The organism is Labrenzia sp. CP4 (assembly GCF_001579905.1).
Taxonomy (GTDB): domain Bacteria; phylum Pseudomonadota; class Alphaproteobacteria; order Rhizobiales; family Stappiaceae; genus Roseibium; species Roseibium algicola.
Genome location: NZ_CP011927.1, coordinates 3,257,252 through 3,281,723, shown reverse-complemented (window position 1 = coordinate 3,281,723; position 24,472 = coordinate 3,257,252). Strand labels below are relative to the sequence as shown.

Below are 24,472 nucleotides of genomic sequence, written 5' to 3'. Positions count from 1 at the left end.
TCAAAATACCTGCTGTTGTGGCTAAATATCAAGATCCTCAGCGAATTCAGCGTTGTCCTGAATGAACCGGAAGCGCGCTTCCGGCTTGTTGCCCATCAGCCGTTCAACGGTGTCGTTGGTGTCTGTTACAGCTTCTTCTTCGACGACGACCTTCAGCATGGTCCGCTTGGACGGATCCATTGTCGTTTCCTTCAGCTGAGCCGGCAACATTTCACCCAAACCCTTGAAACGGCCGATTTCCACCTTGGATTTACCCTTGAAGACTGTCTCCATCAATTCGTCTTTATGGGCATCGTCGCGTGCATAGAGGGTCTTTCCCCCCTGGCTGAGACGATAGAGTGGTGGCACGGCCAGGAAGAGATGGCCGCCACGGATTAGCTCCGGCATTTCGCGGTAAAAGAAAGTAATCAAAAGTGATGCAATGTGGGCGCCGTCGACGTCAGCATCCGTCATGATGACGATCTTCTCGTACCGCAGGTCACTTTCCCGGTATTGGGAGCGCGTGCCGCAGCCAAGGGCCTGGATGAGATCGGCAAGCTGCTGGTTGGCGACGAGTTTGTCGCGGCCGGCGTTTGCGACGTTCAGGATTTTGCCGCGCAAGGGCAAGACGGCTTGGTTGGAACGGTTGCGCGCCTGTTTGGCCGAGCCACCTGCCGAGTCACCCTCCACGATGAAGAGTTCGGTGCCATCGGACTGGTTTGCCGAGCAGTCGGCAAGTTTGCCCGGAAGGCGCAGCTTGCGGACAGCTGTCTTGCGGGCGACGTCTTTTTCCTGTCGACGGCGCAAGCGCTCATCCGCGCGGTCGATCACCCACTCCAGAAGCTTGTTTGCCTGGTTGGGGGAGGCCGTCAGCCAATGATCAAATGCATCACGCACAGCAGTCTCTGCAATGCGCGTGGCTTCGTTGGTCGCCAGTTTGTCTTTGGTCTGGCCGACGAATTCAGGCTCACGGATGAAGACGGACAGCATTCCGCCGGCTGATGTCATCACATCATCGCCGGTGATGATGGATGCCTTCTTGTTGTTTGTCAGTTCGCCATATGCCTTGAGGCCGCGCAACAGGGCATATCGGAAACCCGCTTCGTGAGTTCCGCCTTCCGGTGTCGGCACGGTGTTGCAGTAGGAACTGACAAAGCCGTCGCCAGCAAACCAGCTCACTGCCCATTCCACGGATCCATGTTTGCCGGCGTTGTCGGTGCGGCCGAAGAACACGTCGTCGACGACACGGCGTTCCTTGGTCAGTCTCTCGTTGAGAAAGTCGCGAAGACCACCGGGGAAGTGAAACACGGCCTCAGCCGGTGTCTCGTCCTTTTCAGACAGCAATTCAGGTGCGCAGTGCCAGCGGATTTCGACACCGCCAAAGAGATAGGCCTTGGACCGTGCCATCTTCAAAAGGCGCGCCGGGACAAATTTGGCGCCTTTGCCGAAGATTTGATCGTCTGGTTTGAAGCTGACCTGGGTCCCGCGTCTGTTCTGGGTGTCGCCAACCAGCTCGAGAGGACCCTGGGCGTGACCGCGGCGGAAGATCTGACGATAGAGCTTGCGGCTGCGTGCGACCTCTACAATCAGTTCCTCTGACAGCGCATTGACCACGGAAATGCCGACACCGTGCAGACCGCCAGAGGTCTCATAGACCTTGCTGTCGAACTTGCCGCCCGCATGCAGCGTCGTCATGATCACTTCGAGTGCGGACTTGTCCTTGAACTTCGGGTGAGGGTCGACAGGAATACCGCGGCCGTTGTCGGTGATCGTCAGATAGCCATCGCTGGAAAGCGACACGTCGATCCACGTCGCATGGCCGGCAACCGCCTCATCCATGGAGTTGTCAATCACTTCGGCAAAGAGGTGATGCAACGCCTTTTCGTCAGTGCCGCCGATATACATGCCTGGCCGGCGCCGAACCGGCTCGAGCCCTTCGAGAACCTCGATGTCGGCCGCTGAATAATCGTCGCTGACCGCGACAGGCGCAACGGGACGCGGCTTTTGCGGAGCTGGGGCGGGCTCGTCTTGTGTCATTGGGGCAGAGACCGCCGCGTTGCCTGCAAACAGATCGTCTTTTGCGCTCATTCCGTATCGCCTGATGGGTCTTGGGTCACAGTTTCTACAAACTCAGCGCTGTTACCTACACCGAATCATGTCTCAGTTTGAAGGACAAAGATAGAACGGCAAAGGTAATTGGCCAAAAGCCCCCGTTTTCAACAGCCCGGGGCCAAAAAACCGATCTGGAAACACATCATCAACCCGCCTGTGTTGAAATAAGGGTCTTGAATGGGAGAGGGGCGGTCACAATATGTGCCAATTCCGCAACAGTTACTGACAGAGTCATTTGCAGGGCCCCGGTTTGCCGCCGTTGCCCCTGTTCGGCCATGTTTGCCCGTCACCCGTTACGCTAATGTCTGGGACGACCAGATCGGGATCAACTCCTGAAGTGGTTCACAGTCCGGACAAAAGTGTCAGGAAATGGTCTTATTTCGGCGTCGTATGGCCCAACTTAAGACGAAATGATCGGCCAATTTAGGCCACTCCGAAACAGTGGGTCCCGCAGGCATATGCTTTTGGGACCAAAGAGACAGCAAATGCGCTTGGCGCGGACAAAAAACAAGAAAGTCCGTCGGGGATCTGTTTCGTTGCCGACGGATAATAGTGTGACTGGGATGCCTAAGAACAGCACAAAGCTTCAACGCATGGGAAGAGCCGGAACCGTGCTCGGTGCGTTGATCCTGATCGGCCTGACAGGGCCCGTGGCCGCCTTTGACGGTCAGCCGGCGCCTGCACGGGCGATCGGTCCGAACGATCTTTCCCCGTCTGAAGCACTGCGGGCCGGTGCCCGCCAATATTATTCCGGCGACAAGGCCGCTGCGCTTGGGTCGCTGCAGTATGCCGCCGAAAACGGTCAGCCCATGGCCGCCTGGAAGCTGGGCGAAATGTATGCCTCCGGCGACGGCGTCAAGGAAGACGACCTCAAGGCGTTCGAATATTACAGTCAGATCGTTCGTGAGCACGGGGAAGATCGCCCCGATGCACCGGATGCTCCCTTTGTCTCAAGCGCCTTCGTTGCGCTCGGTTCCTACTATCTGAACGGCATCGACGGCGCAGTGCCCAAGAATGAATCACGTGCCCGTCAGATCTTCACGCATGCCGCCTCCTATTTCGGCGATGCCGATGCCCAGTATGAACTTGGCCGCATGTACCAGGAAAACAACAGCCGCATGGCCGTTCGTTGGTACAATCTTGCCGCGCTCAAGGGACATGTGGGTGCCCAGGCACGCCTTGGTGAAACGCTCTATGCACTCGGTACGTCGGACAAGAAAAAAGCTCGCGGCCTGATGTGGATGACCGTTGCCCGGGAACAGGCCAAGGGGACGGATACCAGTTGGATTCATTCCATGCACGAGCAGTATTTCGCGGTTTCGCCCGAGCCTGTCAGGCAGATGGCCAGATCAATGGCTGACGGATGGTTGAAGCAAAACCGCCCGGACGTGCTCACCGCACAGCAGTTGCCCGCACAATAACCTCAAGCTCATAGAGACCGATCTGAACACCATGTGGGTGTGATCGTCCGTCTTCAATGGCTCTCGCACTGCCGTGCTAACTCTGCTCCGGTTCGAAGCAGGAGCGTGCCAGGGTTTCAGAAAATCTGCGTTATCTGGCGAGTGATCTTCAACCTGACGAATAAGTTGGTGTTGTGGGACGCCTGGTCGTGAATTTATCGATCGCAGGGCTTTGAATTTGGGTCAGTGGGCAAGGCGCGTTGCTGATCTGCCAGGACGTGTTGTTCAGCACCATTTCACATGTCGCCATTCGCAGCCCGGATGGGCTCTTCAGGCAGATAGATTCACCTACGCCGTATTTCTCGCCCTGGTATCGGCAGGTACACGTGACGTCTTGCGCCCAAGCCGCGCTGCCTGACCCAAGAATCAGACCGAAAATCAGTCCGGAAAACAACCATACGGTGACAGTAAAGACCGACCGACCGGCAATCGAAATCGTTACCGGTATGTCTGTTCCGCATGTCGCCGTCGCGGATGTTGGTCGGCTGAGCGTCATCCCATGATGAGAAAAGCTTACCATGACGTCAGTCGACTGCAAGCCCGGTTTCCGGGCACGCACCGCGCTTCACGCCTCCATCAGCGATGGAGACAGATTTTTGGAGGCAGTTTCAGTCTCAAGCAGCCAGCTTCACCCAGACGGGCACATGATCCGACGGCTTTTCCCAGCCGCGCACATGCTTGTCGATACCGCAGCCTGAGAACCGGTCTGTGGCCTGCGGAGACATCAGGATATGATCGATCCGAATGCCATTGTTCTTTTGCCAGGCACCTGCCTGATAGTCCCAGAACGTGAATGTTTCCGGCGCTTCGCTGCAGGACCGGACTGCTTCGGTCAAGCCGAGGTGGGTGAGGGCACGGAAGCGTTGCCGGCTCTCAGGTTGAAAGAGAGCGTCTTCCAGCCAGTTCTGCGGGTTCTTGGCATCTACGGGATCGGGGATGACATTGTAGTCCCCCAGCAGCAGGAATGGCGTTTCTTCTGAAAGCCGCTTTTGAGCGTGCGCAATCAAGCGGTCCATCCACTCGAGCTTGTACGGAAATTTTTCTGTTCCCAGCGGATTGCCATTGGGAAGATAGAGGCAGCCGATTCGAATCTGGCCGCTATCCGTCGACAGAGTGCCTTCAATATAACGGGCCTGTTCGTCCGCATCGTTTCCGGGCAAGCCGCGCTGAATATCAGTCAGCGGCGTCTTGGACAGAAGCGCCACACCGTTGAAACCCTTTTGGCCGTGTGTTTCGACGGCGTAACCGAGGTCTTCAAACGGCTGACGGGGAAAGTTCTCGTCGACGGACTTGATTTCCTGAAGGCAGGCGACATCCGGAGACGCTTCCTTGAGCCACTCAAGGACCGTGTCGATACGTGCCTTGACGCCGTTTATGTTCCAGGTCGCGATTTTCATGAGCGCGGTTGCCTCAATTGTTCGAAACTGCCGGGGCAACCGGCGTCAAAGCGGTATCGCACCAGTGTCAGATCGTGAAACTGGTGCCGCAGCCACATCCGGCGACCGCATTCGGGTTGTTGATCTGAAATGACTGGCCAATCAGATCATCGACGAAATCGATTTCCGATCCGCTCATGTATTGAAGGGAAATGGAATCGATCAGAACCGTTGCCCCCGGCTTTTCGATCACCAGGTCGTCGTCTTCGCGGCTGTCGACCACGTCATATTTGTACTGCAGTCCGGAACAGCCGCCGCCTTCAACGCTGACACGCAGCATGCTGCCACCCGGCTCCTTGGACAAAATCGAAGCAATGCGCTTGGCAGCGCGGTCGCTGACTGTTACGCCAATTTCAAGTGTTTCGGTCATCTTTCACCGACTCGCTTAGTTCCGGCAATGTGCGGGAACGTTAAACCTGATTTGTTCAGATAAGTATGTTTTGAGGCCGCCCGCGTCAATGTGTTGCCCGCGGCCCGAGCAACAGCAAACGCGGACCGGTTCTGTGAAGGATGGCTGGAAACTGATGAAAGCGGATATCGGATTTGGGGGACAATCCCGCGCAATCTACGCGGAAAACCCTCTGGAAAGCCGGGGAAGACTCTTCCCCGAGCCTGAAAGCCCGACGCGGACACCCTTCCAGCGGGATCGGGACAGGATTATTCATTCCTCCGCGTTCCGCAGGCTCAAGCACAAGACGCAGGTTTTCGTCTATCACGAAGGTGACCATTTTCGCACACGGTTGACCCACACCATCGAGGTATCGCAAATCGCGCGCTCGCTGGCACGCGCTTTGCGGCTTGATGAAGATCTGGCGGAATGCCTGGCCTTGTCACATGATCTCGGTCACACGCCGTTTGGGCATGAAGGCGAAGACGTCATGCATGAGTGCATGGCACCCTTCGGCGGTTTCGACCACAACGCGCAATCACTGAGGGTCGTGACCCATCTGGAGCAGCGCTATGCCGAGTTCGACGGTCTGAACCTCGCCTGGGAAACTCTGGAAGGGTTGGTCAAGCACAACGGCCCCCTGATTGATGCCAGCGGTGCGCCGCTCGGAAAGTTCAAGGACAGCCAGTTGCCGTTTGCGATCCGCGACTATGCCAGGAAACAGGACCTCCTGTTGCATACCTGGCCTGGTGCGGAGGCACAGGCCGCTGCCATTGCCGATGATATTGCTTATGACGCGCATGATCTCGATGACGGATTGAGGGCAGGGCTGTTTGCGATCGAAGACATGCGCGATGTGCCGTTCCTTGCCGACATTCTTGCCGAGGTCGATGGCAAATATCCGGGTCTCGAAGAGAGCCGACGTATCCACGAGATCGTCAGGCGATCGATCACGCGCATGGTCGAGGATGTCATTCGCGAAGCGGTGCGCAATCTGAATGACGTTGCTCCGAAAAGCGTCCAGGAGATTCGCATGGCGGGGCGTTGTCTCGTCGGTTTCTCTGCGGACATGACCGCTGCGGAAAAGGAAGTGAAACGGTTCCTGTTCGCCCGGGTCTATCGGCATGAAGATGTTCTTGCAGTTCGAAAGCTGGTTGCCCGGGTTGTGCGGGACCTGTTCACAAGGTTCCTTGCGGAACCGGACCTCATGCCGAAACCATGGAACAGTGGCCTTGGCAACCTGGGTGAAACGGAAATCGCGCGACTGGTTTGCGACTATATCGCCGGAATGACCGACCGATACGCCATCGAAGAGCACCGCAGACTGTTTGACGACACTCCTGATTTGGGGTAGGCGCAGAGGCAACTTTACAGCCCCGTGGCGCCGAAGGCTTTTCCTTCGCAGCGCGCGGGGGCTTTGTGTTTGAAAACCAAAACCAGACCGGTGTTCTATGAATATCTTCGCGGACTTCACGCTGCGCGTCAAAGACGCTCTCCAAGACCTTGATTTAAAAGATGCAAATGGAGAGGCGCCAGATCTTTCGCGAGTCGTCGTGGAAGCACCGCGTGATCCGGCACATGGCGACCTTGCCACCAATGCTGCAATGGTACTTGCAAAACCACTCGGCATGAAGCCGCGCGATCTTGCCGAGCAGCTCGTTGCCAAGCTCAACGCTGACCCGGAAATTACCGAGACGACGATTGCCGGCCCTGGTTTCATCAATCTGCGTGTCGCCCAGGGGGTCTGGCACAAGGTTCTGGGCAGCGTATTGGATCAGGGTATCCGCTTCGGAGCCCAGGAACGTTCTCCTGCTCCGAAGGTCAACGTCGAATATGTTTCCGCGAACCCGACTGGTCCGATGCACGTCGGTCATATCCGTGGAGCGGTCGTGGGTGATGCCTTGGCGAACATTCTGGCATTTGCCGGCAATGACGTGGTCAAGGAATATTACATCAACGATGCAGGCTCGCAGATCGATACGCTGGCTCGTAGCGCCTTCCTGCGCTACCGCGAGGCACTTGGCGAGGACATCGGCGCCATTCCGGCTGGCCTTTATCCGGGAGACTACCTGAAGCCAGTCGGTGAAAAACTGAAAGCGGAGTTCGGTCCGTCGCTGGTAAGCAAGGAAGAAAGCGACTGGCTGCCGCTGGTAAAGGAACGCGCGATTGCCGCCATGCTCGAGTTGATCCGGCAGGACCTGGCAGCGCTCGGTGTGGAACACGAGGTGTTCTATTCCGAAAGAACCTTGCATGATCGCGGCTCGGGCAACGGTTCGAAGATCGATCACATGCTCGAAACTCTCCGGAACAAGGGTCTGATTTACGAAGGCACGCTTCCGCCACCCAAGGGTCAGGTTCCTGATGACTGGGAAGACCGCGAGCAAACACTGTTTCGCGCAAGCGACTTTGGTGACGATACCGACCGGGCGCTCAAGAAGTCCGATGGTTCCTACACGTATTTCGCTGCCGACGTCGCCTATTTCCAGGACAAGTTCGAACGGGGTTTTTCCGAAACGATCTACGTGCTTGGTGCCGATCACGGCGGTTACGCCAAACGCCTTCAGGCAGTCGGGAAGGCGATCTCCGACGGCAAGACGGAAGTTATTGTCCGGTTCTGCCAGCTTGTGAAGCTGATGCGTGACGGCGAACCGGTCAAGATGTCCAAACGCTCCGGCGATTTCATCACACTGCGCGATGTCGTGGATGAAGTCGGGCCGGACCCGGTTCGCTTCATGATGCTGTTCCGCAAGAATGATGCACCGCTGGACTTTGACTTCAAAAAGGTTACGGAACAATCGAAAGACAATCCGGTCTTCTATGTTCAATACGGCCATGCGCGTTGCTGTTCGGTGTTGCGGCAGGCGGCCGATGAACTCAAGGAAGCCGGCTATGCGGTTGATGATCTTGCAGGGGCCGATTTCACCTTGCTGGATGATATCGGCGAGCAGGAGCTTATCGCCAAGATGGCGGAATGGCCGAAAGTGGTCGAAGCAGCTGCAGAAACACATGAGCCGCACAGAATTGCGTTTTATCTACATGAACTCGCTAGTTCTTTGCATGGCCACTGGAATAAAGGCTACGAATTGCCTCATTTACGTTTTATTCAGGCCGGTAACTTGAAATTAACCCTAGCGCGTCTTGCTTTGGTTCGTGCAGTATCTTTGGTGCTCGCTTCAGGTCTAACGATTCTCGGCGTGAATGCTCCTGAAGAAATGCGCTAGTTTTAATGGCCGCTGGGAACGACTAAATGGCTCGCCAGCGACTTGAAGTGGACCGGTTTTCGTAAAGCTCATGTCACAAGACTACGAAACAAAGCGATCAGATTTGCGCGCCTCGCAAAACGAGGCGGGCGGCGAACGGCCGGCCGCGGAGGATCCGCTGGTTGAATTGGCCCGGATTGTCCACAAGAACAAGCAATCGGGGGCAAATGTGAGCAGCGGCCGCGTTGGTAGTACAGATTATTTTGCGGGGCTGGACGATGTGGCAGGCGATGGGCCTGCACAATCCACCCCGGCGCCGTCGCGCATCGAACCTTCGTTTTCAAATCTACGTCCGGTGTCGAATACGCCTGAAGCCCCTGCTGGCGCGGACTTTGCAGAAGAACCTGAAGGAACATACAGCGCCTCCAGGAATGATTTCTACGCGGCGACACCGCCGTCCAGCTTCGAGCAGTCTTTCCAGCTGGAAGAGCCGGTTCAAACAGCCCCAGTGACGCCTTCTTCACACGTTTCTTCGCTTTGGCCGAGCGAGCCGGAGCAGGCCGCAGAACCTGTACAACCAGTCGCTCCCCCGGTTGGCGTGTCACATGCTCCGGTGGATCATGTCGTGCAGTTTCGCACGCCACAGGCTGCCCCAGTGCAGGCTGAGCCAGAGGGCGCAAACGACAAGTCTTATCTTGCACCTTCCGTTGCCATGGATCTCGAACAGAATCTTACGGCAGAACTGGAAGACGAGTTGATCGGCGCCTTGCGTCAGTCCGTTGACGAGACACATCCGGCAAGCGCGCCCGATATGGGATATGCAGACGAGGTGGAAGAGGCTGCTCCTCAAACTCCCTCAATTCCTGTGATGCCAACGGCATCTTCATACTCCCGCGAAAAAACGGATTTTGCCGCCTCTGACAGCTTGACCCGCGCAACCCAGGTGCCGAGCGCGCCGTCCGTGTCTCCCGCCATTGGGACCGCAGCGTCCAGCATTTCGAAGCCAATTGATGCGCCGCGTCCCTCGGACGACTACCGGATTGGTGGCGTGCAACACGATGAACCGGTTGAGGCAGTTGCTGGAGATGAGGAGGTATTCGAAACCTCCAACTACCAGCAGCCTGTAACCGGGCAACGTCCGCAGATTGACGAGAATGACTTCTTTGCTGCGCTGAACCCGGTTCAGTCCGAACCGGCGGCGCAAAAGGTGGAAGCCGCGCCGGAACAGGCAGGAGATCCTGCCGGCATTGACGCCCTTTTTGCCGATCTTGACTTCCCGGCTCCAACGTCTCGGAAGCCTGTTGGTGGCTCGATCGACCCATCGTCGCAGGACACTCCATCAACAGAGCCGGACCTGGACGATATGGCTTGGCCTGCTGCAGCTGCAGCGGTTCCTCAATCGGAAGACGACGAAACGCCGCCACCGCCGGAAGGCTATGACCTTGATGCGGTTGCACGGGCAATGCAGGAAAGCGATCCAAGCCTTACCGGTGCTGGCGTCCTGCCGCCTCACTCGGCAGCCGAACGCAACGCGATACCGCATGCGGGCGAAAAATCCCGGAAAGGCTTGTTCGTTGCAGCTGGAGTGCTTGGCGTTGCTGTCCTGGGCGGCGCAAGCTTTTTTCTGTTCGATAGCGACGCCGTTCCTGTACCCAGTGGTCCGCCACCGGTCATCAGCGGTCTGCAGGAGCCGCTCAAGGTATATCCGGAGCAGAGCCAGGCTTCGGCAAACGATCAGGCCGGCAAGCTTATTTATGATCGGGTCGACGGCACTGGTGTAGCCGGACCAGACAGGCTTATCCCGACAGAATCTCCGCAACCCGCAGAGCTGCCGCCGGCACCTGCAGGCACCAACGGCGACGCCGATCTCGTTCCCGGAACTCCGAAACGGGTGAGGACTGTGGTCGTGAGACCGGACGGAACCATCATTCCTGAAGGTGAAGAACCTGCTGTAGCGACACCGGCGCAGCCTGAACCGGCGGCACCGGCGCAGCCTGATGCGGCTTCCGGCGAAAACGGTTCGCGGGTGGTTTCCACGTCGCCCGTCGTGACCGGTGCGGATGTCGCGCCTGCAGATCCGTCAGCCACTGCACCGGAACCGGCTCAGCCCGATACACCGGCAATCGTAACCGGTGCTGACGTAGCGCCGGAACCGACTGCAAGTGAACCTGCTGCACCGGTGCCGTCAGTTGTGCCTCGCAAGAAGCCGGATGCTCCTGTCCAGGTTGCAAGTGCTCCAGCCGTCGTCTCGACACCGGCGCAGGCGCAGCAGAACGATAGTCCGCTTAACCTGACGCAACAGCCTGCTGCCCCGGCAACAACTGCGCCCGCAGCACCGGCACCTGTTGCCAGCACCTCCGGCGGCAGCATCCCGTCTGGGACCTATATCGTTCAGGTAACGTCTCAACGTTCTGAAGCCGCTGCAAGCGACGCATACTCTGGACTGCAACGGCGGTTCCCCGCTGTATTGGGTAACCGGAACGCGGTGATCGTTGCAGCGACCGTTGAAGACAGGGGTGTGTTCTACAGGGCGCGGATCCCGACCGGGTCGCGCGATGAAGCAATAAGCTTGTGCGAAAGCCTCCAGGCAGCCGGTGGCGACTGTTTCGTTCGCAGACAGCCCTGAGACAGACTACACAATCGAAAAGCGTAAGTGAGACGGTCGGGTATTCCCGGCCGTTTTATTCTGCTGCTGCGACTGGCTCGTTCAATGAGGTGCCGCGCAACTGCGGTCCCATGTGACGGAAGACCTCGGCGATGGCATCCATGGCCTGGCGCACGGCGGGTTCCCGGCGCAAGTCCCGGTGAACGATGATGTGTTCGACGTTCGTGAGTTCCGCAAGCGGCTCAGTCAATCTGACGAGCTCGCGGTTACTGTCGCCCATGAAAACCGGCAAGAGACACAATCCGGCTCCCGATGCGGTCATGTTCATGAGAGTCGTCATGGTATTGGATCGCAGTTTCGGCATCTGTGCCAGCCGGGTTTCCAGCCAGCGCATCTGCGAGGGATACCAGAGGTCGTCTGGAGCAAAGCCAAGCCATGTACAGAGTTTGTAACGGTCCGGTGTTCTGGCGGCAGGGTGTTTTGCGACGTAATCGGCCGAACCGTAAACCGCGTAGGCCAATTCACCGATTTTCCGTGCAATCAACGTGTCGGTTTCCGGAAGGCAATTGCGGATCTGCAGCTCAATACTGCGTGACTGGTGATTGACATGCTGGTGGCTTGATATCAGTTCAAGCTCGACACCGTCGAGCAGGCCCGTCAGCAGTTCAAACCGGTCAGTCAGAACCCGCGCACGGACCTCGTCTACGGCGACACGAACAACCTTCAGTGCCGATCCGGACAGATCGGGCAGGATCCGTGCAGCCGCCTCCGCCTTCTTGCGCATGTCATCTGCAAGTGGGATCAGGCGCAGCCCGGCATCCGTCGGTTTCAGTCCTGTCGGCGTACGGTCGAACAGTCTTGCGCCTATCCGGTCTTCAAAGCTCTTCAGGCGGCGGCTCAGTTGCGGTTGGCTGATGTCCAGTGCCTTTGCCGCCCCGGAGAGAGAGCGCATGCGGGCAGCGGCATCAACCAGTTTCAGATCATCCCAGTTCATGGGTGGGTTATACCAATATACAAGGCGCGGAGCAACGTGATGCGTATACGCATACCCGTTATGGGGTTTTCACGACTGATTTGGCTGCCGGAGCAGTGATAAGACTCTCTTGAAATTACCTGGAACCGTTGAATGTCACAGAACTCCGTCTATCACCGCCCGGATAACACGTTGCTCGCCCTTTTGCTTGCACTTGCCGGCATGGCCGCTTTCACACCGATATTTGCCGCTGGTAAACTGTCTGGAGGTTTGTTGCCGGTTGCTGTGCTGGTATGGCTTCGGTTCATTGGGGGAGCTGCAACGATCGTGAGTGTTGCGGCCGTCAAGCGTGTTCCGGTGTTCACGCGTGTCAGCCCGCTCTGGAAACTGCACCTCATGCGAGCGTTTTGTGGTGTTGGTGGACTTGCCTGCTCCATCTACGCCGCCAGTGTTCTGCCCTTGGCGGACGCAACCGCAATAGGCCTCACAAAAGGTATCATCGCCATCATCTTGGCTGGTTTTATTCTCAAGGAGGTGATCACCGGTCGTCATTGGGTCGCAGGTGTGTTGTGCGCTGCAGGTGCATATCTCGTGGTCCGGTCTGCGGAAAGTGCTGCGGGTTATGACGAGCTTGCGTTGGCTGGCGTCATGTCAGCGCTCATCGGCGCCGTGTTCATGGCCTGTGAAGCCCTGATCATGCGCTATATTGCCCAGCGCGAGGACACCGTCACCATCCTGGCATATGTCAATGTCTTTGCCGCGGTGCTGTTGAGCGGGCCGGTCCTTTGGCTGATCGTCAAAGATGGAATTTCCTGGAGCGATCTGCTGATTTTTGCCTGGATGGGTCCACTGGCAATTGTCGGCCAGTCCATGAATATTTCCGCCTACAGAAGAGCAGGGGCGGCAACACTTGCCCCCGTGTATTACGGCACAGTGGTGATGTCGGCTGTTTTCGGTTTTGCAGTCTGGGGAGAAATTCCCACTCGCGTTGCTGTCTTTGGGGCCGTTCTGATTGTGGCGGGCGGTGCTATTCTGACCCTGCCGAACCCTTTCAGAAAGTTCCGCCAGGCTTCCTGAGATGCCTGGCGCCAAAGGTCAATGACTGAGCTTTTCTGCCAGAAACGGCAGGCTCTCATCCAGCCGGTAATCCACTGACGAGTGATTGTCGCTGAATTCCTGATAGACGTGGTCAACGCTGGCTTCGCTCAGTTTCCTGTGCAGGCGGCGCGCACCATAGACCAGGTTGTATTGATCGACATCGCCGCATTCGATCCAAAGGCCCTTCAAGGATTTCAGAGCATCGATGTGATCACCTACGATGTGCACTGGGTCCCACTTCAGCCAGGCATTCCAGCGTTCTTCAATGAGTTCGCATGTTTCCGGATCGACAGGCAGACGGATGCCGCAAAAGACCTCCGGATCGGGATCCGGATCGTAGGTTGCAGCCATGGCAAAGGTCATCAAGTCATGAAGTGAGTTGCCCGGATATTTCGGACCCTTTTCAAAATCCCGGACGAAGGCTTCGATTGAACCCGCTTTTGAAATTGCCCTCAATGCGCTTGGCATTTCGGGCAGGTAACAAAGTTCAAACGCCATGTCACCGGAATGGCAGGCAGCGGCAGACCAGACGTCTGAGTGTTTCATCGCATGAATGATGGCGCCGTAGCCTCCTGAGGATTTTCCGAAGATACCGCGCTTGCCGGTGCCGCCGCACTTGAAGCGATTTTCAACATCTTCCAGCATTTCGGTTGTCAGCCAGGTTGCCCAGGGCCCCATAGCGTCGCTGTCGATGTACTGGTTCCCGCCAAGACGCGTGAAACAGTCGGGGAAAGCGACTGCAACAGGTGGCATGGCACCGTCATGGATGAGCCTGTCGAGCCGCTCCGGTACGTTCTCACCGAAATTCTTCCAGTTCGTGTGAGCCGGGCCGCCGGCGGTAAATCCGACGATATCCACCAAAAGCGGCAAGCCGCTGCCGTCATGACCATGAGGGGTATAGACGTGGATCTCGCGCGTTGCCGTATCCCCCAGCCGGTTTCGTCCAAGAATTTCAGATCTATGGGAAAAACGGTGCAGGGTGCCGGCAGGAATGTCGAGACGCGCGCGCATGGGGGCTCCAATCAGATCTGGGACGAAGGGCGTCTAGATTGCAAGATAGTGACAAGGGTGCAAGAGGCAGCACTTGCATTTCTTGACGGCTCCCAGCGCTGCGGCTAAGCCGGATCAATGACCAAAGCCTTTGTATCCGGGTGTGCCGGACCGACCCTGACAAGTTCCGAAATCGACTTTTTCCAGCAGGAAGACCCTTGGGGACTGATCCTGTTCGCGCGCAACATCGAAACGCCGGAACAGGTCAGGATACTCACGTCGGCTTTTCGGGAAGCTGTAGGCCGGAGCGATGCACCCGTTCTGGTGGATCAGGAAGGCGGCCGGGTGCAACGGTTGAAGCCACCTCATTGGCCAAAGTATCCGGCACCGAAGGCATATGGTGATCTGTACGACCGGGACGCTACAGCAGGACAAAGAGTTGCCTGGCTTGCCGGGCGGCTGATTGCAGATGATCTCTACCAGGTCGGAATATCTGTCGATTGCCTGCCTTGTCTGGATGTCAGGTTCCCTGAAACTGTCGATGCTATCGGAGACAGGGCGTTTTCACAGGATCCGGAAGTCGTTGCAATACTTGGCAAGGCGATGGCGGAAGGTGCTTTGGCGGGTGGCGTGTTGCCCGTGATCAAACATATTCCGGGCCACGGACGCGCACGTGTCGACAGCCATTTGGAGCTGCCGCGCGTCAATGCGGCCATTTCTTCTTTGGAAAGCGTGGATTTCCGGCCCTTCAAGGCCCTTTCTCACGTGTCATTGGGGATGACAGCCCATATTGTGTACGAGGGGATCGATCCGAATACAGCTGGGACGCAGAGCGCGAAAGTCATTCAGGAAATCATCAGGGGTGAAATCGGCTTCGACGGCTGTCTGATGAGCGACGACATTTCCATGAAGGCGCTCGGTGGCAGTTTTGAGGACCGGTCCGGCAAGATCATCGAGGCAGGGTGTGACATCGTTTTGCACTGCAATGGTGATATGGATGAAATGATTGCAGTCGCGAAGGTGGTGCCCGAGCTTTCGGGTGCAGCCAGGCGGCGATGCGAGACGGCCTTGAGCGGCTTCCAGGTTCCCGATCCGGAATTTGACAGGCTTGCGGCCTTTGATGAGTTTCACACCTTGACCGGCTGGCAGGGCGTTTGACCGGAGCGGCAATGGCGGAATTGGAAAACAGCTCGAAGCGACAGCAGGATGGTTCCTACGATCTTCTCAGTTCTGTCAGCACTCCCGAGGAGCGTGCGAGTTCCGATCCGCAACTTGTTGTCGATGTGGAAGGTTTCGAAGGCCCGCTCGACCTTCTGTTAGGCCTGGCGCGAACGCAAAAGGTAGATCTTGCGCGTATTTCCATTCTCGAACTCGTCGAACAATACTTGGAATTCGTGGCCGAAGCCCGCAGGATGAGGCTGGAGCTGGCCGCGGACTATCTGGTCATGGCTGCATGGCTTGCCTTCCTGAAGTCCAAACTGTTGCTGCCTGAGCAGAAGAATGAGGACGAACCGACAGGTGAGGAACTTGCCGCGGCTCTCGCTTTCCGTTTGCGGCGCCTGGAAGCTATGCGGGAAGTTTCCGAAAAACTCCTGACCCGGAACAGACAGGGGCGGGACGTGTTCCATCGTGGTGAGCCTGAAACCATGTCGGTGCAACACAAGAGTATCTGGGACGCTTCCATCTACGATCTGCTGTCTGCGTATGCCACGCAGCGCCAAAGGCAATCCGTAACCTCCGTCCGTGTGTTGCGCAGGACGGTGTGGTCGCTGCAGGAAGCGCGCGAACTGCTCACCAAACTGGTTGGCCGGGTCGGTGAATGGGCCCCAATGAATGCCTATCTGCGCGATTATCTCTACGACAACAAGGATTGGGCGACGATTGTCGCAAGCACCTTCAGCGCCAGTCTCGAGATGGTGCGCGAAGGTCAGGTCGAAATCCGGCAGGGCGAACCTTTTTCCCCTGTCTATATCCGTGCTGTCATGAAGGAGCCGGATCATGGCGTCTGATTTCGATCTTCTGCAGTTGGAAAACGACGGGAAAACCGCTCCATCAAAGCCTCTGGATCCAGCCGGCCTTCGCATGGTCGAAGCGTTGCTGTTCGCCTCGTCCGAACCGCTGTCGCTTGAAGAGCTGACACTACGTCTGCCTGAAGGCACGGATGTGCTGGCCCTTCTCGAGCAGTTGCAGAACACCTATGCCTCGAGAGGCGTCAATCTGGTCAGGGTCGCGGGGAAATGGTGCTTCCGAACGGCTGAGGATCTCGCCTATCTGATGCACCGGAACGTCGAAGAGCAGCGCAAATTGTCGCGCGCAGCACTCGAGACGCTTGCGATCATCGCCTATCACCAGCCGGTCACACGCGCCGAGATTGAAGAAATTCGAGGCGTTTCCACCTCCAAGGGAACGCTTGATGTTCTGCTTGAAACGACATGGATACGAATGCGAGGACGCCGCAGAACTCCCGGTCGTCCCGTCACTTACGGAACCACCGATCATTTCCTGATCCACTTCGGTCTGGAGAATGTCCGAGACTTGCCGGGACTTGAGGAGCTGAAGGGAGCTGGGCTTCTGGACAGCGCCGTACCGGCCTCGTTCCTTGTGCCGACACCCAATGACGATATCGCATTGACGGAAGATGAGGATCCACTAGAAGACGGGTCTCTGTTTGACGATGATGACGCGGACGAGACCGCCGGATCCTGATGCCCGATCGCAAAAAGCCGACTTCAACCAATGGCAATGGCCATACGCTGAGCTGGGGTGCGCCCGGAACAGCCGGCGCAACAATCGCCGCAGGTCTCGTCTTTGAGAATGTGTCTCACGATTATGATGGCGTGACATCGGTTCAGGACCTGAGCCTGTCCATCGCACCGGGCGAGATCCTTTGTCTGCTTGGTCATTCCGGCTGCGGCAAGACCACATTGATGCGTATTGCCGCAGGCGTTGAGCGTCAGAGCAAGGGCAGGGTGCTGATCAACGGCCGGGAAATTGCCGGCGATGAACTGTTTCAGCCTCCCGAAAAGCGCGGTGTCGGCCTGATGTTCCAGGATTACGCGCTTTTTCCGCATATGAGCATTCTGGCGAATGTAATGTTCGGCCTGACCAACATGCCAAGACGGGAAGCCCAGACCGCCGCCCTGAGTGCTCTCGGCCGCGTCGGTCTGGCGGACTATGCAGCCGACTATCCTCACGCGCTTTCCGGTGGTGAACAGCAGCGTGTTGCGCTGGCCCGTGCACTGGTTCCCCGGCCCGGCATTCTCCTGATGGACGAACCATTCTCGGGTCTCGACAAACGTCTTCGTGACAATGTGCGCGATGAAACGCTCGCGGTTATTCGCGAAACGCGCGCCACCTGCATCATTGTGACCCACGATCCGGAAGAAGCCATGCGCATGGGCGACAAGATCGCACTGATGCGCCAGGGCCGCCTGGTTCAGCACGGCACGGCCGCAGACCTCTACAAGGCGCCCGTCGACCTGTTTGCCGCCAGGTTCTTTTCGGAACTGAACCAGTTGGAAGGTGTTGTGACCCCGGCAGGTGTCGAAACGCCGGTCGGCGTCTTGTCATCGGAGGGTTTGTCGCCGGGGCAGAAGGTTGATGTTTGCGTTCGGCCACAAGGCGTTGTTTTAAACAATGCTGGATTGTGCGGTGTTCCCGGCAGAATTCGTTCGAAACGATTCGTCGGCGAGGTCGATTTGTTGTCTATTGCAATAGACGGGCTCAATCATCCCCTTCAGGCAAGGGTTCGTGCGGGCAGTCCCTGGGAGCGTGGAATGGACGTCGCCGTCACGACTGATCCGAAAGACGTGCTTGTTTTTCCGCGTTCACCTTCCCAAGTCTAAGGGGAGGGCAACTTATCATTCCGTCTAAGTGATCGAAATCAAATAGACTGGCATGTTGCAGGGAGTGGGCCGTTTTTGTAATAAGGGCCTAAGGGCTTTTAAAGCCGATTATCAGGAGTTTGGCGTATGGGCATTAGTATTTGGCAGATCTTGATCATCGCAGTGGTCGTTGTTCTGCTGTTCGGACGTGGCAAGATTTCCGATCTCATGGGTGATGTTGCAAAGGGAATCAAAAGCTTCAAGAAGGGCATGGCCGAAGACGACGTAGCCGACTCTCCGAAGACCATCGACCACAAGAGCAGCGAAACGGCATCGTCCGTGAACGCCGAAGATCAGACCAAAGCGAGCTGATCTCAATCTGCATCGCGTCTCCTTAAGGGACGATACATCTCATGTTCGATATCGGGTGGACCGAACTATTGGTGATCGCCTGTGTGGCGATCATCGTCGTGGGGCCAAAGGATTTGCCGCGCATGCTGCGCACACTTGGCCAGACGATTGGGAAGATGCGAAAGCTTTCGCGTGAGTTCCAGTCGACCTTCAACGACGCGCTGCGTGAGGCCGAACAACAGGCCGATATCGCTGACATGAAGAAGCAGGTCGAATCGGCCGCCAACTTCAATCCGTTGGGTGATTTGAAAAAATCCATCGAAGAAGACGCGACCAAGAAAGCCGACAAGCCAAAAGTGGCAGCCAGCGAACCGGCGTCGCCGCCGGCAGACAGCGCAAATGCGGACAAGGTTTCTCCTACGGAAACAGCCCAGGCTGAAACCGAGGCAAAGCCGAAAACCGCGCCGGTGACGGAAGATGTAAAGGCATGAGCCAGGACGAAATCGACGCCTCGAAGGCGCCACTGATCGAACATCTGATCGAACTGCGCCAACGACTTATGTGGTCGATCGGTGCGATCCTCGTGATGTTCGTTATCTGCTTCTATTTCGCCACGGATATCTACAACATCCTGACTGTGCCTTACCTGCGTGCTGCAGGAGAGGGCCACCCGGTGGAGATGATCTTCACCGCGCCGCAGGAATGGTTTTTCACCCAGTTGAAGCTCGCACTTTTCGGCGCGCTCTTTCTGGCTTTTCCTGTCGTGGCCAGCCAGATCTACATGTTCGTGGCGCCCGGGCTCTACAAGCATGAGCGTGGCGCGTTCCTGCCGTTTCTGGTCGCAACGCCTGTTCTGTTCCTGATCGGCGCCTGTCTCGTCTATTTCCTGGTCATGCCCATGGCCATGGGCTTCTTCCTGTCGCAGGAACAGGCTGCGGCCACCGGTAAGGTTGCCATTCAGCATCTTGCCAAGGTGAGTGAATACCTGGGCCTGATCATGATCCTGATCTTCGCCTTCGGCCTGGTGTTCCAGTTGCCGGTGGTGCTGACCTTGCTCGGCAGGGCTGGCCTGGTGAGCTCCGATACGCTTCGCCAAAAACGCAAATATGCGATTGTTGGTGCCTTTGCTGCTGCTGCAATTTTGACACCACCCGACCCGATCTCGCAGATCGGTCTTGCGCTGCCTACGCTGCTTCTCTACGAAGTCTCCATTCTGTCCGTCAAACTGGTGGAACGCCAGCGTGCCGAAAGGGAGGCTCAACGCGAAGCCGAGGATGCGGCCGCTTGATGCTTTGAACGCTGCGCTTCCCGGATTGACAGACGGAATTGATTGAAACGACCGTCGTTCGGGAAGCGAAGATGTTTGATATTAGATGGATACGGGAAAACGCAGTCGCCTTTGACCAGGCTTTGGCTAAACGGGGTTATGAAGCTTCCGCAGCCAAGCTGATCGCACTGGACGATTCCCGCCGCTCCCATATCACCAGACTTCAGGAAGCCCAGGAACGGCGCAACGCCGCCTCCAAGGAAATCGGCAAGGCCAAGGGTTCGGGCGATGACGCGCGTGCGCAGGAGCTGATTGACGAAGTCGCACAGATCAAGGCTTTCATTCAGTCGGGTGAAGAAGAAGAGCGTAAGCTCATTGCCGATCTGGAAGCGGCCATGGCCGTCATCCCCAATCTTCCGCATGACGATGTTCCTGTGGGCGAGGATGAAGCCGGCAACGTGCTTCTGAAGACGCACGGTGAAAAACCGGTCTTCACGTTCAATGAAGCTCCGAAAGAACACTATGAGCTGGGCGAAGACCTCGGCGGCATGGACTTTGCCGCTGCGGCAAAGCTGTCCGGTTCGCGCTTCGTGATCCTCAAGGGGCAGATAGCCAGGCTGGAACGTGCACTTGGCCAGTTCATGATTGACCTGCACACCCAGGAAAATGGCTACACCGAGGTTTCGCCGCCGCTTCTGGTTCATAGCGATCCGCTCTACGGGACCGGTCAGCTGCCGAAATTCGAGGAAGATCTCTTCAAGACCACCACGGATCACTACCTAATCCCGACGGCCGAAATACCGCTGACCAATCTGGTTGCAGGTGAGATCCTCCCAGAAGATCAACTGCCGCTTCGTGTGACTGCGCTCACCTATTGTTTCCGGTCCGAGGCCGGGTCTGCCGGGCGTGATACGCGTGGAATGCTGCGCCAGCATCAGTTCCAGAAATGCGAACTCGTTTCCGTTACCAAGCCGGAAGACTCGCTCAACGAACTGGAACGCATGTTGGGCTGCGCGGAGAAAGTTCTGCAGAAACTCGGCCTGCATTACCGCGTGATGACCTTGTGCAGCGGCGACATGGGCTTTGGCGCACGCAAGACCTACGACATTGAGGTCTGGCTGCCCGGGCAGGATACCTACCGCGAGATTTCGTCCTGTTCCGTTTGCGGTGACTTTCAGGCGCGCCGCATGAATGCAAGGTTCCGGCCCACCGACTCCAAGCAACCGCTCCACGTGCACACCCTCAACGGATCGGGTATCGCAGTTGGCCGGGCTCTGATTGCCGTTTTGGAAAACTATCAAAATGGCGATGGCACCATCACCGTTCCCGACGTTCTGCGACCTTACATGGGTGGTCTGGAAAAGATCGGCTGAGCGGGACCGGCGAAAACGGCGGCCTGATCGGCATTGCGTGGATCGTGAGCGCTGGCGTTCAGCCGCAGCATACCGCCGGAATTTTGATTGCAATGGACGGCAACCGCGCAAGTTTGCCGTCCATCTTCATTTGGGGCTCTTCGGATCTGAAGTCAGAAGAGCTCGCGGGAAAACGGAGCAAAAATCGAGATGCGTATCCTCATCACCAATGACGACGGAATTCAGTCTCCCGGGCTGACGGTTCTGGAAAACATTGCCAGGACACTTTCCGACGATGTCTGGGTAATCGCTCCTGAAACCGACCAGAGTGGTGTTGCCCATTCCCTGACACTGAGCGACCCGCTGCGCCTTCGTAAGCTCGATGACCGGCACTACGCCTTGAAAGGGACGCCAACCGATTGCGTGATCATGGGCGTGCGCAAGGTGCTTCCCGGTTTGCCGGATCTAGTGCTGTCGGGAATCAACCGGGGCCAGAACCTCGCTGAAGACGTGACCTATTCCGGAACTGTTGCCGGAGCGATGGAAGGTGCCATCCTCGGGATCAGGTCGATCGCCGTTTCCCAGGCTTACAACTGGGATGTGCGTGCCGAGCCGGACTATTCGACCGCTGAGGCCCATGCGCCGGCGCTCTTCCGCAGGCTGATCGATTTCGAACTTCCGCAATATACGTTGTTGAATGTCAACTTTCCGGCCTGTGACGCCAAGGACGTGAAGGGGATCAAGGTTACCGTACAGGGGCACCATGAACAAAGCGGACTGTCCATCGACGAGCGTTCGGACGGGCGTGGTTATCCCTATTACTGGCTGCGTTTTCAGGATCGCGGCAAATCCGTACTTGATAATTCCGATCTGCAGGCAATTGCGGATGGATATGTTTCCGTTTCGCCGCTACGCATAGATCTGACAGCCCACGACCTGGTGACACACTTGGCGGAGGCTTTGGGGTAAACCCTGAGGGGGAACGGTTCATGGCCGGTCTATTGCCCGGCAAGGAAAACAGGACGATGGCGTCCGCTTTGCCGGATGAAGCGGAAGCCCGCGCTGCATTGGTTCTGGCACTGCGACAGCGCGGTGTCGGGGCGAGGGACGTACTGGCTGCAATTGAACGCGTCCCTCGGCGCCTTTTCCTGTCCGCACGCCATCACAGTCTTGCCTATGAAGACGCAATGCTGCCGATCGAATGCGGGCAGATCGTTTCAGCACCTTCAATCGTTGCCTTCACGGTACAAGCGCTAGCAATCGACTCCAGTCACGTGGTTCTGGAGATAGGGACCGGTTCCGGCTATCAGGCAGCCGTTATGTCCCATCTGGCCGCCCAGGTGGAAACGCTCGACAGGTTCGCCACCTTGACGGATCTGGCAACACGACGTTTTGAGGCGCTCAAACTCACGAACGTGAAAGCCCGGCAGGCCGACGGTTTGAGCGAGTTTCGCCAGAAAGGCCCCTACGACAGGATTGTCGTCAACGCGGCAGTGGAAGAAGTGCCAGATCCTTGGCTGCAGCAGCTGAAACCGGGAGGTATCCTGATCGCGCCGGTCGGTCAGGCAAAAAAGGCCCAGCCGTTGATCAAGTTCCAGAAAACCGAGAGTGTTGTGACTGCGGAAACGCTGATGATGGTGCGGACGGTCATGTTGCAGCCGGGAATCGCCAAGAAGCTCTAGAACGGTGTTTCATGCCGGTTCTTGGCCCATGCATTCGTTGAGCTTGCTCGACCACTTGCCTGTTCAAATTTACTATAATCGGCGCGATTGCTGGCTTTCTGGTTTGCTTCAATACTGAGAAATCGTTGTTTTTCAGCGAAAGCGTCAACCGTCTTTAGCCTTTATAAACCTTACTACCGTCTACTCTTAACCATAACAGCCACAGTCAGCGGTTAGAGTTAAGGCGATGATGAAGCGGAAGCGTACCCTCCGCAGGGATCTGATGGGCAAGGTAGCGACAGTGTCGCTGGTTGCTGTTGCTCTCGCGGGATGTTCCAGCGCGGTCGAGCGATTTGGTGAACCACCCTATTATACGGGCAATACACAGAATCAGCGGGATATTCTCAACGGCGGCCAGAAGCAGCCGACATACCAGGATATCGTGAATGGGCCTGGAGGGACCGCCGCAGGGCTTCCACAGAGTTCGTCCCAGCCAGTGACGACGGGGTCCATCCCGAACAGAGCACCATCTGTCCAGTCTGCGCCGTTGCCGGCGCCGGTGACGACGGCTCAGCGTCCTGCACCTGTCCGCGCAGCACCAGTTGCGACACAGCCCGCACCTGAAGCAGTGGCATCGACCGGGAATGTGAGGAGCTGGAAAGGGTGGACATCTGCCGGCGGAACCCGGGTGCAAATGCGTCAGGGTGATTCCATCCATTCGATGGCACGCCGGTATGGTGTTCCGATCCAGGCTATTGTTGCTGTCAATGGCATCGACGACCCGGCAAAGGTACAGCCGGGTCAAAGCGTCATCATCCCGACTTACGTTTACGCTGAACGAAACGGTTCAACGAGCACGACTGAAGGCGAAAGCGGCAAGGTCAAACTGCCGACAGCTGGACGAAGCGATAATGTTGTCACTGGGTCCGTGCCGACGTCTGTCGGGACGATGCCGAGGCCTGATCAGAAGAACGGTCAGCAGCCGACATTTGCTGATATCAGCCAGGGCAAGGTCGACGTTGTCCGCGTCAGCACCTTGCCGAGGCGCAAGCCCGGTGGATCCGATCAAACTCTGACGACAGCTTCCATTTCGTCCGGATCGTCTTCCTCGAGTGTGCCTACACCGCGCCGTCAGCCTGAGGCTTCGTCCGCCGCTTCGCAGCCCGTTGCTGCGGCACCGTCGGGAACGGTAGAGAAAACCAAGCTGCCACAGCCCGCTCTGACGCAGGAAGCCCGGCCCACAGAACCGATCAAGACGCCAACTGTCGTTGCCAAGGTTCAGGAAGACGACAGCGCGGATGCCAAGTTCCGGTGGCCTGTTCGTGGCCGTATCATCTCCGACTTCGGCGCAAAGCCGGGTGGTGGCAAGAACGAGGGTGTGAATCTTGCTGTTCCTGAAGGAACACCTGTTCATGCTGCTGACGACGGTTCCGTGATCTATTCAGGCAACGAACTGAAGGGCTACGGTAACCTGATCCTCGTTCGTCACAATGACGGCTGGGTCTCTGCCTATGCACACAACAGCGAGTTGAAGGTCAAACGGGGCGATACGATCCGCCGCGGTGATGTGGTTGCGCTTGCCGGGGCGACTGGGTCAGTCAACCAGCCGCAGCTCCATTTCGAACTGCGCCAGGGCAACAAGCCCGTCGATCCGCTGAAATACCTGCCGCGACGCTGACGCTGACAATTCTCGTATCCGGTGGGACCTTGCGATCCGCCGGATGAGAAAAGGCAGTCCGTGGCCAAAAACCGTGAACCTTGTCAATCAGCCCGGCC

General features: G+C 57.3%; 21 protein-coding genes. 16 read left to right on the top strand and 5 right to left on the bottom strand.

Annotated elements, in window-relative coordinates:
• Positions 1–21: 21 nt before the first annotated feature.
• Positions 22–2,067: a DNA topoisomerase IV subunit B gene (gene parE, locus ACP90_RS15200; protein WP_022998737.1), complete on the bottom strand. Its 2,046-nt coding sequence runs from the start codon at positions 2,065–2,067 to the stop codon at positions 22–24.
• A gap of 587 nt (positions 2,068–2,654) precedes the next feature.
• Between parE and ACP90_RS15195 the strand changes: the two genes are divergently transcribed.
• A complete protein-coding gene (locus tag ACP90_RS15195) occupies positions 2,655–3,512 on the top strand; it encodes a tetratricopeptide repeat protein (RefSeq protein WP_201030490.1) in 858 nt (285 codons plus the stop codon).
• Positions 3,513–4,165: 653 nt separating this feature from the next.
• Here the strand turns inward: ACP90_RS15195 and xth are convergent.
• Both xth and erpA read right to left on the bottom strand, forming a co-directional pair.
• Entirely contained in the window at positions 4,166–4,948 is a 783-nt protein-coding gene (xth, locus tag ACP90_RS15190; RefSeq protein WP_062488813.1) for an exodeoxyribonuclease III, read from the bottom strand.
• A gap of 67 nt (positions 4,949–5,015) precedes the next feature.
• A complete protein-coding gene (gene erpA, locus ACP90_RS15185; protein WP_022998733.1) occupies positions 5,016–5,357 on the bottom strand; it encodes an iron-sulfur cluster insertion protein ErpA in 342 nt (113 codons plus the stop codon).
• A gap of 154 nt (positions 5,358–5,511) precedes the next feature.
• Between erpA and ACP90_RS15180 the strand changes: the two genes are divergently transcribed.
• The 3 genes from ACP90_RS15180 (at position 5,512) to ACP90_RS15170 (ending at position 11,201) form a co-directional block, all read left to right on the top strand.
• Positions 5,512–6,729, top strand: coding sequence for a deoxyguanosinetriphosphate triphosphohydrolase (locus tag ACP90_RS15180; RefSeq protein ID WP_062491668.1), 1,218 nt, complete (start codon positions 5,512–5,514; stop codon positions 6,727–6,729).
• A 97-nt stretch (positions 6,730–6,826) separates the two neighbouring features.
• Entirely contained in the window at positions 6,827–8,596 is a 1,770-nt protein-coding gene (argS, locus tag ACP90_RS15175; protein WP_062488812.1) for an arginine--tRNA ligase, read from the top strand.
• Positions 8,597–8,804: 208 nt separating this feature from the next.
• Positions 8,805–11,201, top strand: a complete 2,397-nt coding sequence (locus tag ACP90_RS15170; protein WP_158514182.1) for an SPOR domain-containing protein — start codon at positions 8,805–8,807, stop codon at positions 11,199–11,201.
• A 55-nt stretch (positions 11,202–11,256) separates the two neighbouring features.
• Here the strand turns inward: ACP90_RS15170 and ACP90_RS15165 are convergent, their stop codons facing one another.
• The gene (locus ACP90_RS15165; protein WP_062488810.1) at positions 11,257–12,174 is read right to left on the bottom strand and encodes a LysR family transcriptional regulator; all 918 of its coding nucleotides are present in this window, start codon (positions 12,172–12,174) and stop codon (positions 11,257–11,259) included.
• 132 nt (positions 12,175–12,306) lie between these two features.
• Between ACP90_RS15165 and ACP90_RS15160 the strand changes: the two genes are divergently transcribed.
• Positions 12,307–13,230, top strand: coding sequence for a DMT family transporter (locus ACP90_RS15160; protein ID WP_062488809.1), 924 nt, complete (start codon positions 12,307–12,309; stop codon positions 13,228–13,230).
• Between the two features lie 18 nt (positions 13,231–13,248).
• Here ACP90_RS15160 and ACP90_RS15155 read toward each other — a convergent pair whose 3' ends face one another.
• On the bottom strand, positions 13,249–14,262 hold the full coding sequence (locus tag ACP90_RS15155) for an alpha/beta hydrolase-fold protein (RefSeq protein ID WP_062488808.1): 1,014 nt from the start codon (positions 14,260–14,262) through the stop codon (positions 13,249–13,251).
• A 117-nt stretch (positions 14,263–14,379) separates the two neighbouring features.
• Between ACP90_RS15155 and nagZ the strand changes: the two genes are divergently transcribed.
• The 11 genes from nagZ (at position 14,380) to ACP90_RS15100 (ending at position 24,374) form a co-directional block, all read left to right on the top strand.
• Positions 14,380–15,399, top strand: a complete 1,020-nt coding sequence (gene nagZ, locus ACP90_RS15150; protein ID WP_062488807.1) for a beta-N-acetylhexosaminidase — start codon at positions 14,380–14,382, stop codon at positions 15,397–15,399.
• A gap of 11 nt (positions 15,400–15,410) precedes the next feature.
• On the top strand, positions 15,411–16,250 hold the full coding sequence (locus ACP90_RS15145) for a ScpA family protein (RefSeq protein ID WP_062491667.1): 840 nt from the start codon (positions 15,411–15,413) through the stop codon (positions 16,248–16,250).
• On the top strand, positions 16,240–16,947 hold the full coding sequence (gene scpB / locus ACP90_RS15140) for an SMC-Scp complex subunit ScpB (RefSeq protein WP_062488806.1): 708 nt from the start codon (positions 16,240–16,242) through the stop codon (positions 16,945–16,947). The genes ACP90_RS15145 and scpB overlap by 11 nt, the downstream gene beginning before the upstream one ends.
• On the top strand, positions 16,947–18,086 hold the full coding sequence (locus tag ACP90_RS15135; RefSeq protein WP_055654167.1) for an ABC transporter ATP-binding protein: 1,140 nt from the start codon (positions 16,947–16,949) through the stop codon (positions 18,084–18,086). The genes scpB and ACP90_RS15135 overlap by 1 nt, the downstream gene beginning before the upstream one ends.
• 126 nt (positions 18,087–18,212) lie before the next feature.
• Complete coding sequence (locus ACP90_RS15130; protein WP_022998722.1) at positions 18,213–18,437, top strand: twin-arginine translocase TatA/TatE family subunit; 225 nt, start codon at positions 18,213–18,215, stop codon at positions 18,435–18,437.
• Between the two features lie 41 nt (positions 18,438–18,478).
• A complete protein-coding gene (gene tatB / locus ACP90_RS15125; RefSeq protein WP_022998721.1) occupies positions 18,479–18,907 on the top strand; it encodes a Sec-independent protein translocase protein TatB in 429 nt (142 codons plus the stop codon).
• A complete protein-coding gene (gene tatC / locus ACP90_RS15120) occupies positions 18,904–19,704 on the top strand; it encodes a twin-arginine translocase subunit TatC (RefSeq protein WP_022998720.1) in 801 nt (266 codons plus the stop codon). The genes tatB and tatC overlap by 4 nt, the downstream gene beginning before the upstream one ends.
• Before the next feature lie 71 nt (positions 19,705–19,775).
• Positions 19,776–21,056, top strand: coding sequence for a serine--tRNA ligase (serS, locus tag ACP90_RS15115; RefSeq protein WP_062491665.1), 1,281 nt, complete (start codon positions 19,776–19,778; stop codon positions 21,054–21,056).
• Positions 21,057–21,245: 189 nt separating this feature from the next.
• Positions 21,246–22,004, top strand: a complete 759-nt coding sequence (gene surE / locus ACP90_RS15110; protein WP_022998718.1) for a 5'/3'-nucleotidase SurE — start codon at positions 21,246–21,248, stop codon at positions 22,002–22,004.
• A gap of 20 nt (positions 22,005–22,024) precedes the next feature.
• Positions 22,025–22,717: a protein-L-isoaspartate(D-aspartate) O-methyltransferase gene (locus ACP90_RS15105; protein WP_286145683.1), complete on the top strand. Its 693-nt coding sequence runs from the start codon at positions 22,025–22,027 to the stop codon at positions 22,715–22,717.
• A gap of 673 nt (positions 22,718–23,390) precedes the next feature.
• The gene (locus tag ACP90_RS15100; protein ID WP_208993328.1) at positions 23,391–24,374 is read left to right on the top strand and encodes a peptidoglycan DD-metalloendopeptidase family protein; all 984 of its coding nucleotides are present in this window, start codon (positions 23,391–23,393) and stop codon (positions 24,372–24,374) included.
• The last annotated feature ends 98 nt before the right edge of the window (positions 24,375–24,472 follow it).

What these genes read in the sequence shown, in the direction of transcription:
- parE (WP_022998737.1), bottom strand. Translation starts at nt 2,067, where the DNA reads ATGAGCGCAAAAGACGATCTGTTTGCAGGCAACGCGGCGGTCTCTGCC.
- ACP90_RS15195 (WP_201030490.1), top strand. Translation starts at nt 2,655, where the DNA reads ATGCCTAAGAACAGCACAAAGCTTCAACGCATGGGAAGAGCCGGAACC.
- xth (WP_062488813.1), bottom strand. Translation starts at nt 4,948, where the DNA reads ATGAAAATCGCGACCTGGAACATAAACGGCGTCAAGGCACGTATCGAC.
- erpA (WP_022998733.1), bottom strand. Translation starts at nt 5,357, where the DNA reads ATGACCGAAACACTTGAAATTGGCGTAACAGTCAGCGACCGCGCTGCC.
- ACP90_RS15180 (WP_062491668.1), top strand. Translation starts at nt 5,512, where the DNA reads ATGAAAGCGGATATCGGATTTGGGGGACAATCCCGCGCAATCTACGCG.
- argS (WP_062488812.1), top strand. Translation starts at nt 6,827, where the DNA reads ATGAATATCTTCGCGGACTTCACGCTGCGCGTCAAAGACGCTCTCCAA.
- ACP90_RS15165 (WP_062488810.1), bottom strand. Translation starts at nt 12,174, where the DNA reads ATGAACTGGGATGATCTGAAACTGGTTGATGCCGCTGCCCGCATGCGC.
- ACP90_RS15160 (WP_062488809.1), top strand. Translation starts at nt 12,307, where the DNA reads ATGTCACAGAACTCCGTCTATCACCGCCCGGATAACACGTTGCTCGCC.
- ACP90_RS15155 (WP_062488808.1), bottom strand. Translation starts at nt 14,262, where the DNA reads ATGCGCGCGCGTCTCGACATTCCTGCCGGCACCCTGCACCGTTTTTCC.
- nagZ (WP_062488807.1), top strand. Translation starts at nt 14,380, where the DNA reads ATGACCAAAGCCTTTGTATCCGGGTGTGCCGGACCGACCCTGACAAGT.
- ACP90_RS15145 (WP_062491667.1), top strand. Translation starts at nt 15,411, where the DNA reads ATGGCGGAATTGGAAAACAGCTCGAAGCGACAGCAGGATGGTTCCTAC.
- scpB (WP_062488806.1), top strand. Translation starts at nt 16,240, where the DNA reads ATGGCGTCTGATTTCGATCTTCTGCAGTTGGAAAACGACGGGAAAACC.
- ACP90_RS15135 (WP_055654167.1), top strand. Translation starts at nt 16,947, where the DNA reads ATGCCCGATCGCAAAAAGCCGACTTCAACCAATGGCAATGGCCATACG.
- ACP90_RS15130 (WP_022998722.1), top strand. Translation starts at nt 18,213, where the DNA reads ATGGGCATTAGTATTTGGCAGATCTTGATCATCGCAGTGGTCGTTGTT.
- tatB (WP_022998721.1), top strand. Translation starts at nt 18,479, where the DNA reads ATGTTCGATATCGGGTGGACCGAACTATTGGTGATCGCCTGTGTGGCG.
- tatC (WP_022998720.1), top strand. Translation starts at nt 18,904, where the DNA reads ATGAGCCAGGACGAAATCGACGCCTCGAAGGCGCCACTGATCGAACAT.
- serS (WP_062491665.1), top strand. Translation starts at nt 19,776, where the DNA reads ATGTTTGATATTAGATGGATACGGGAAAACGCAGTCGCCTTTGACCAG.
- surE (WP_022998718.1), top strand. Translation starts at nt 21,246, where the DNA reads ATGCGTATCCTCATCACCAATGACGACGGAATTCAGTCTCCCGGGCTG.
- ACP90_RS15105 (WP_286145683.1), top strand. Translation starts at nt 22,025, where the DNA reads ATGGCCGGTCTATTGCCCGGCAAGGAAAACAGGACGATGGCGTCCGCT.
- ACP90_RS15100 (WP_208993328.1), top strand. Translation starts at nt 23,391, where the DNA reads ATGCGTCAGGGTGATTCCATCCATTCGATGGCACGCCGGTATGGTGTT.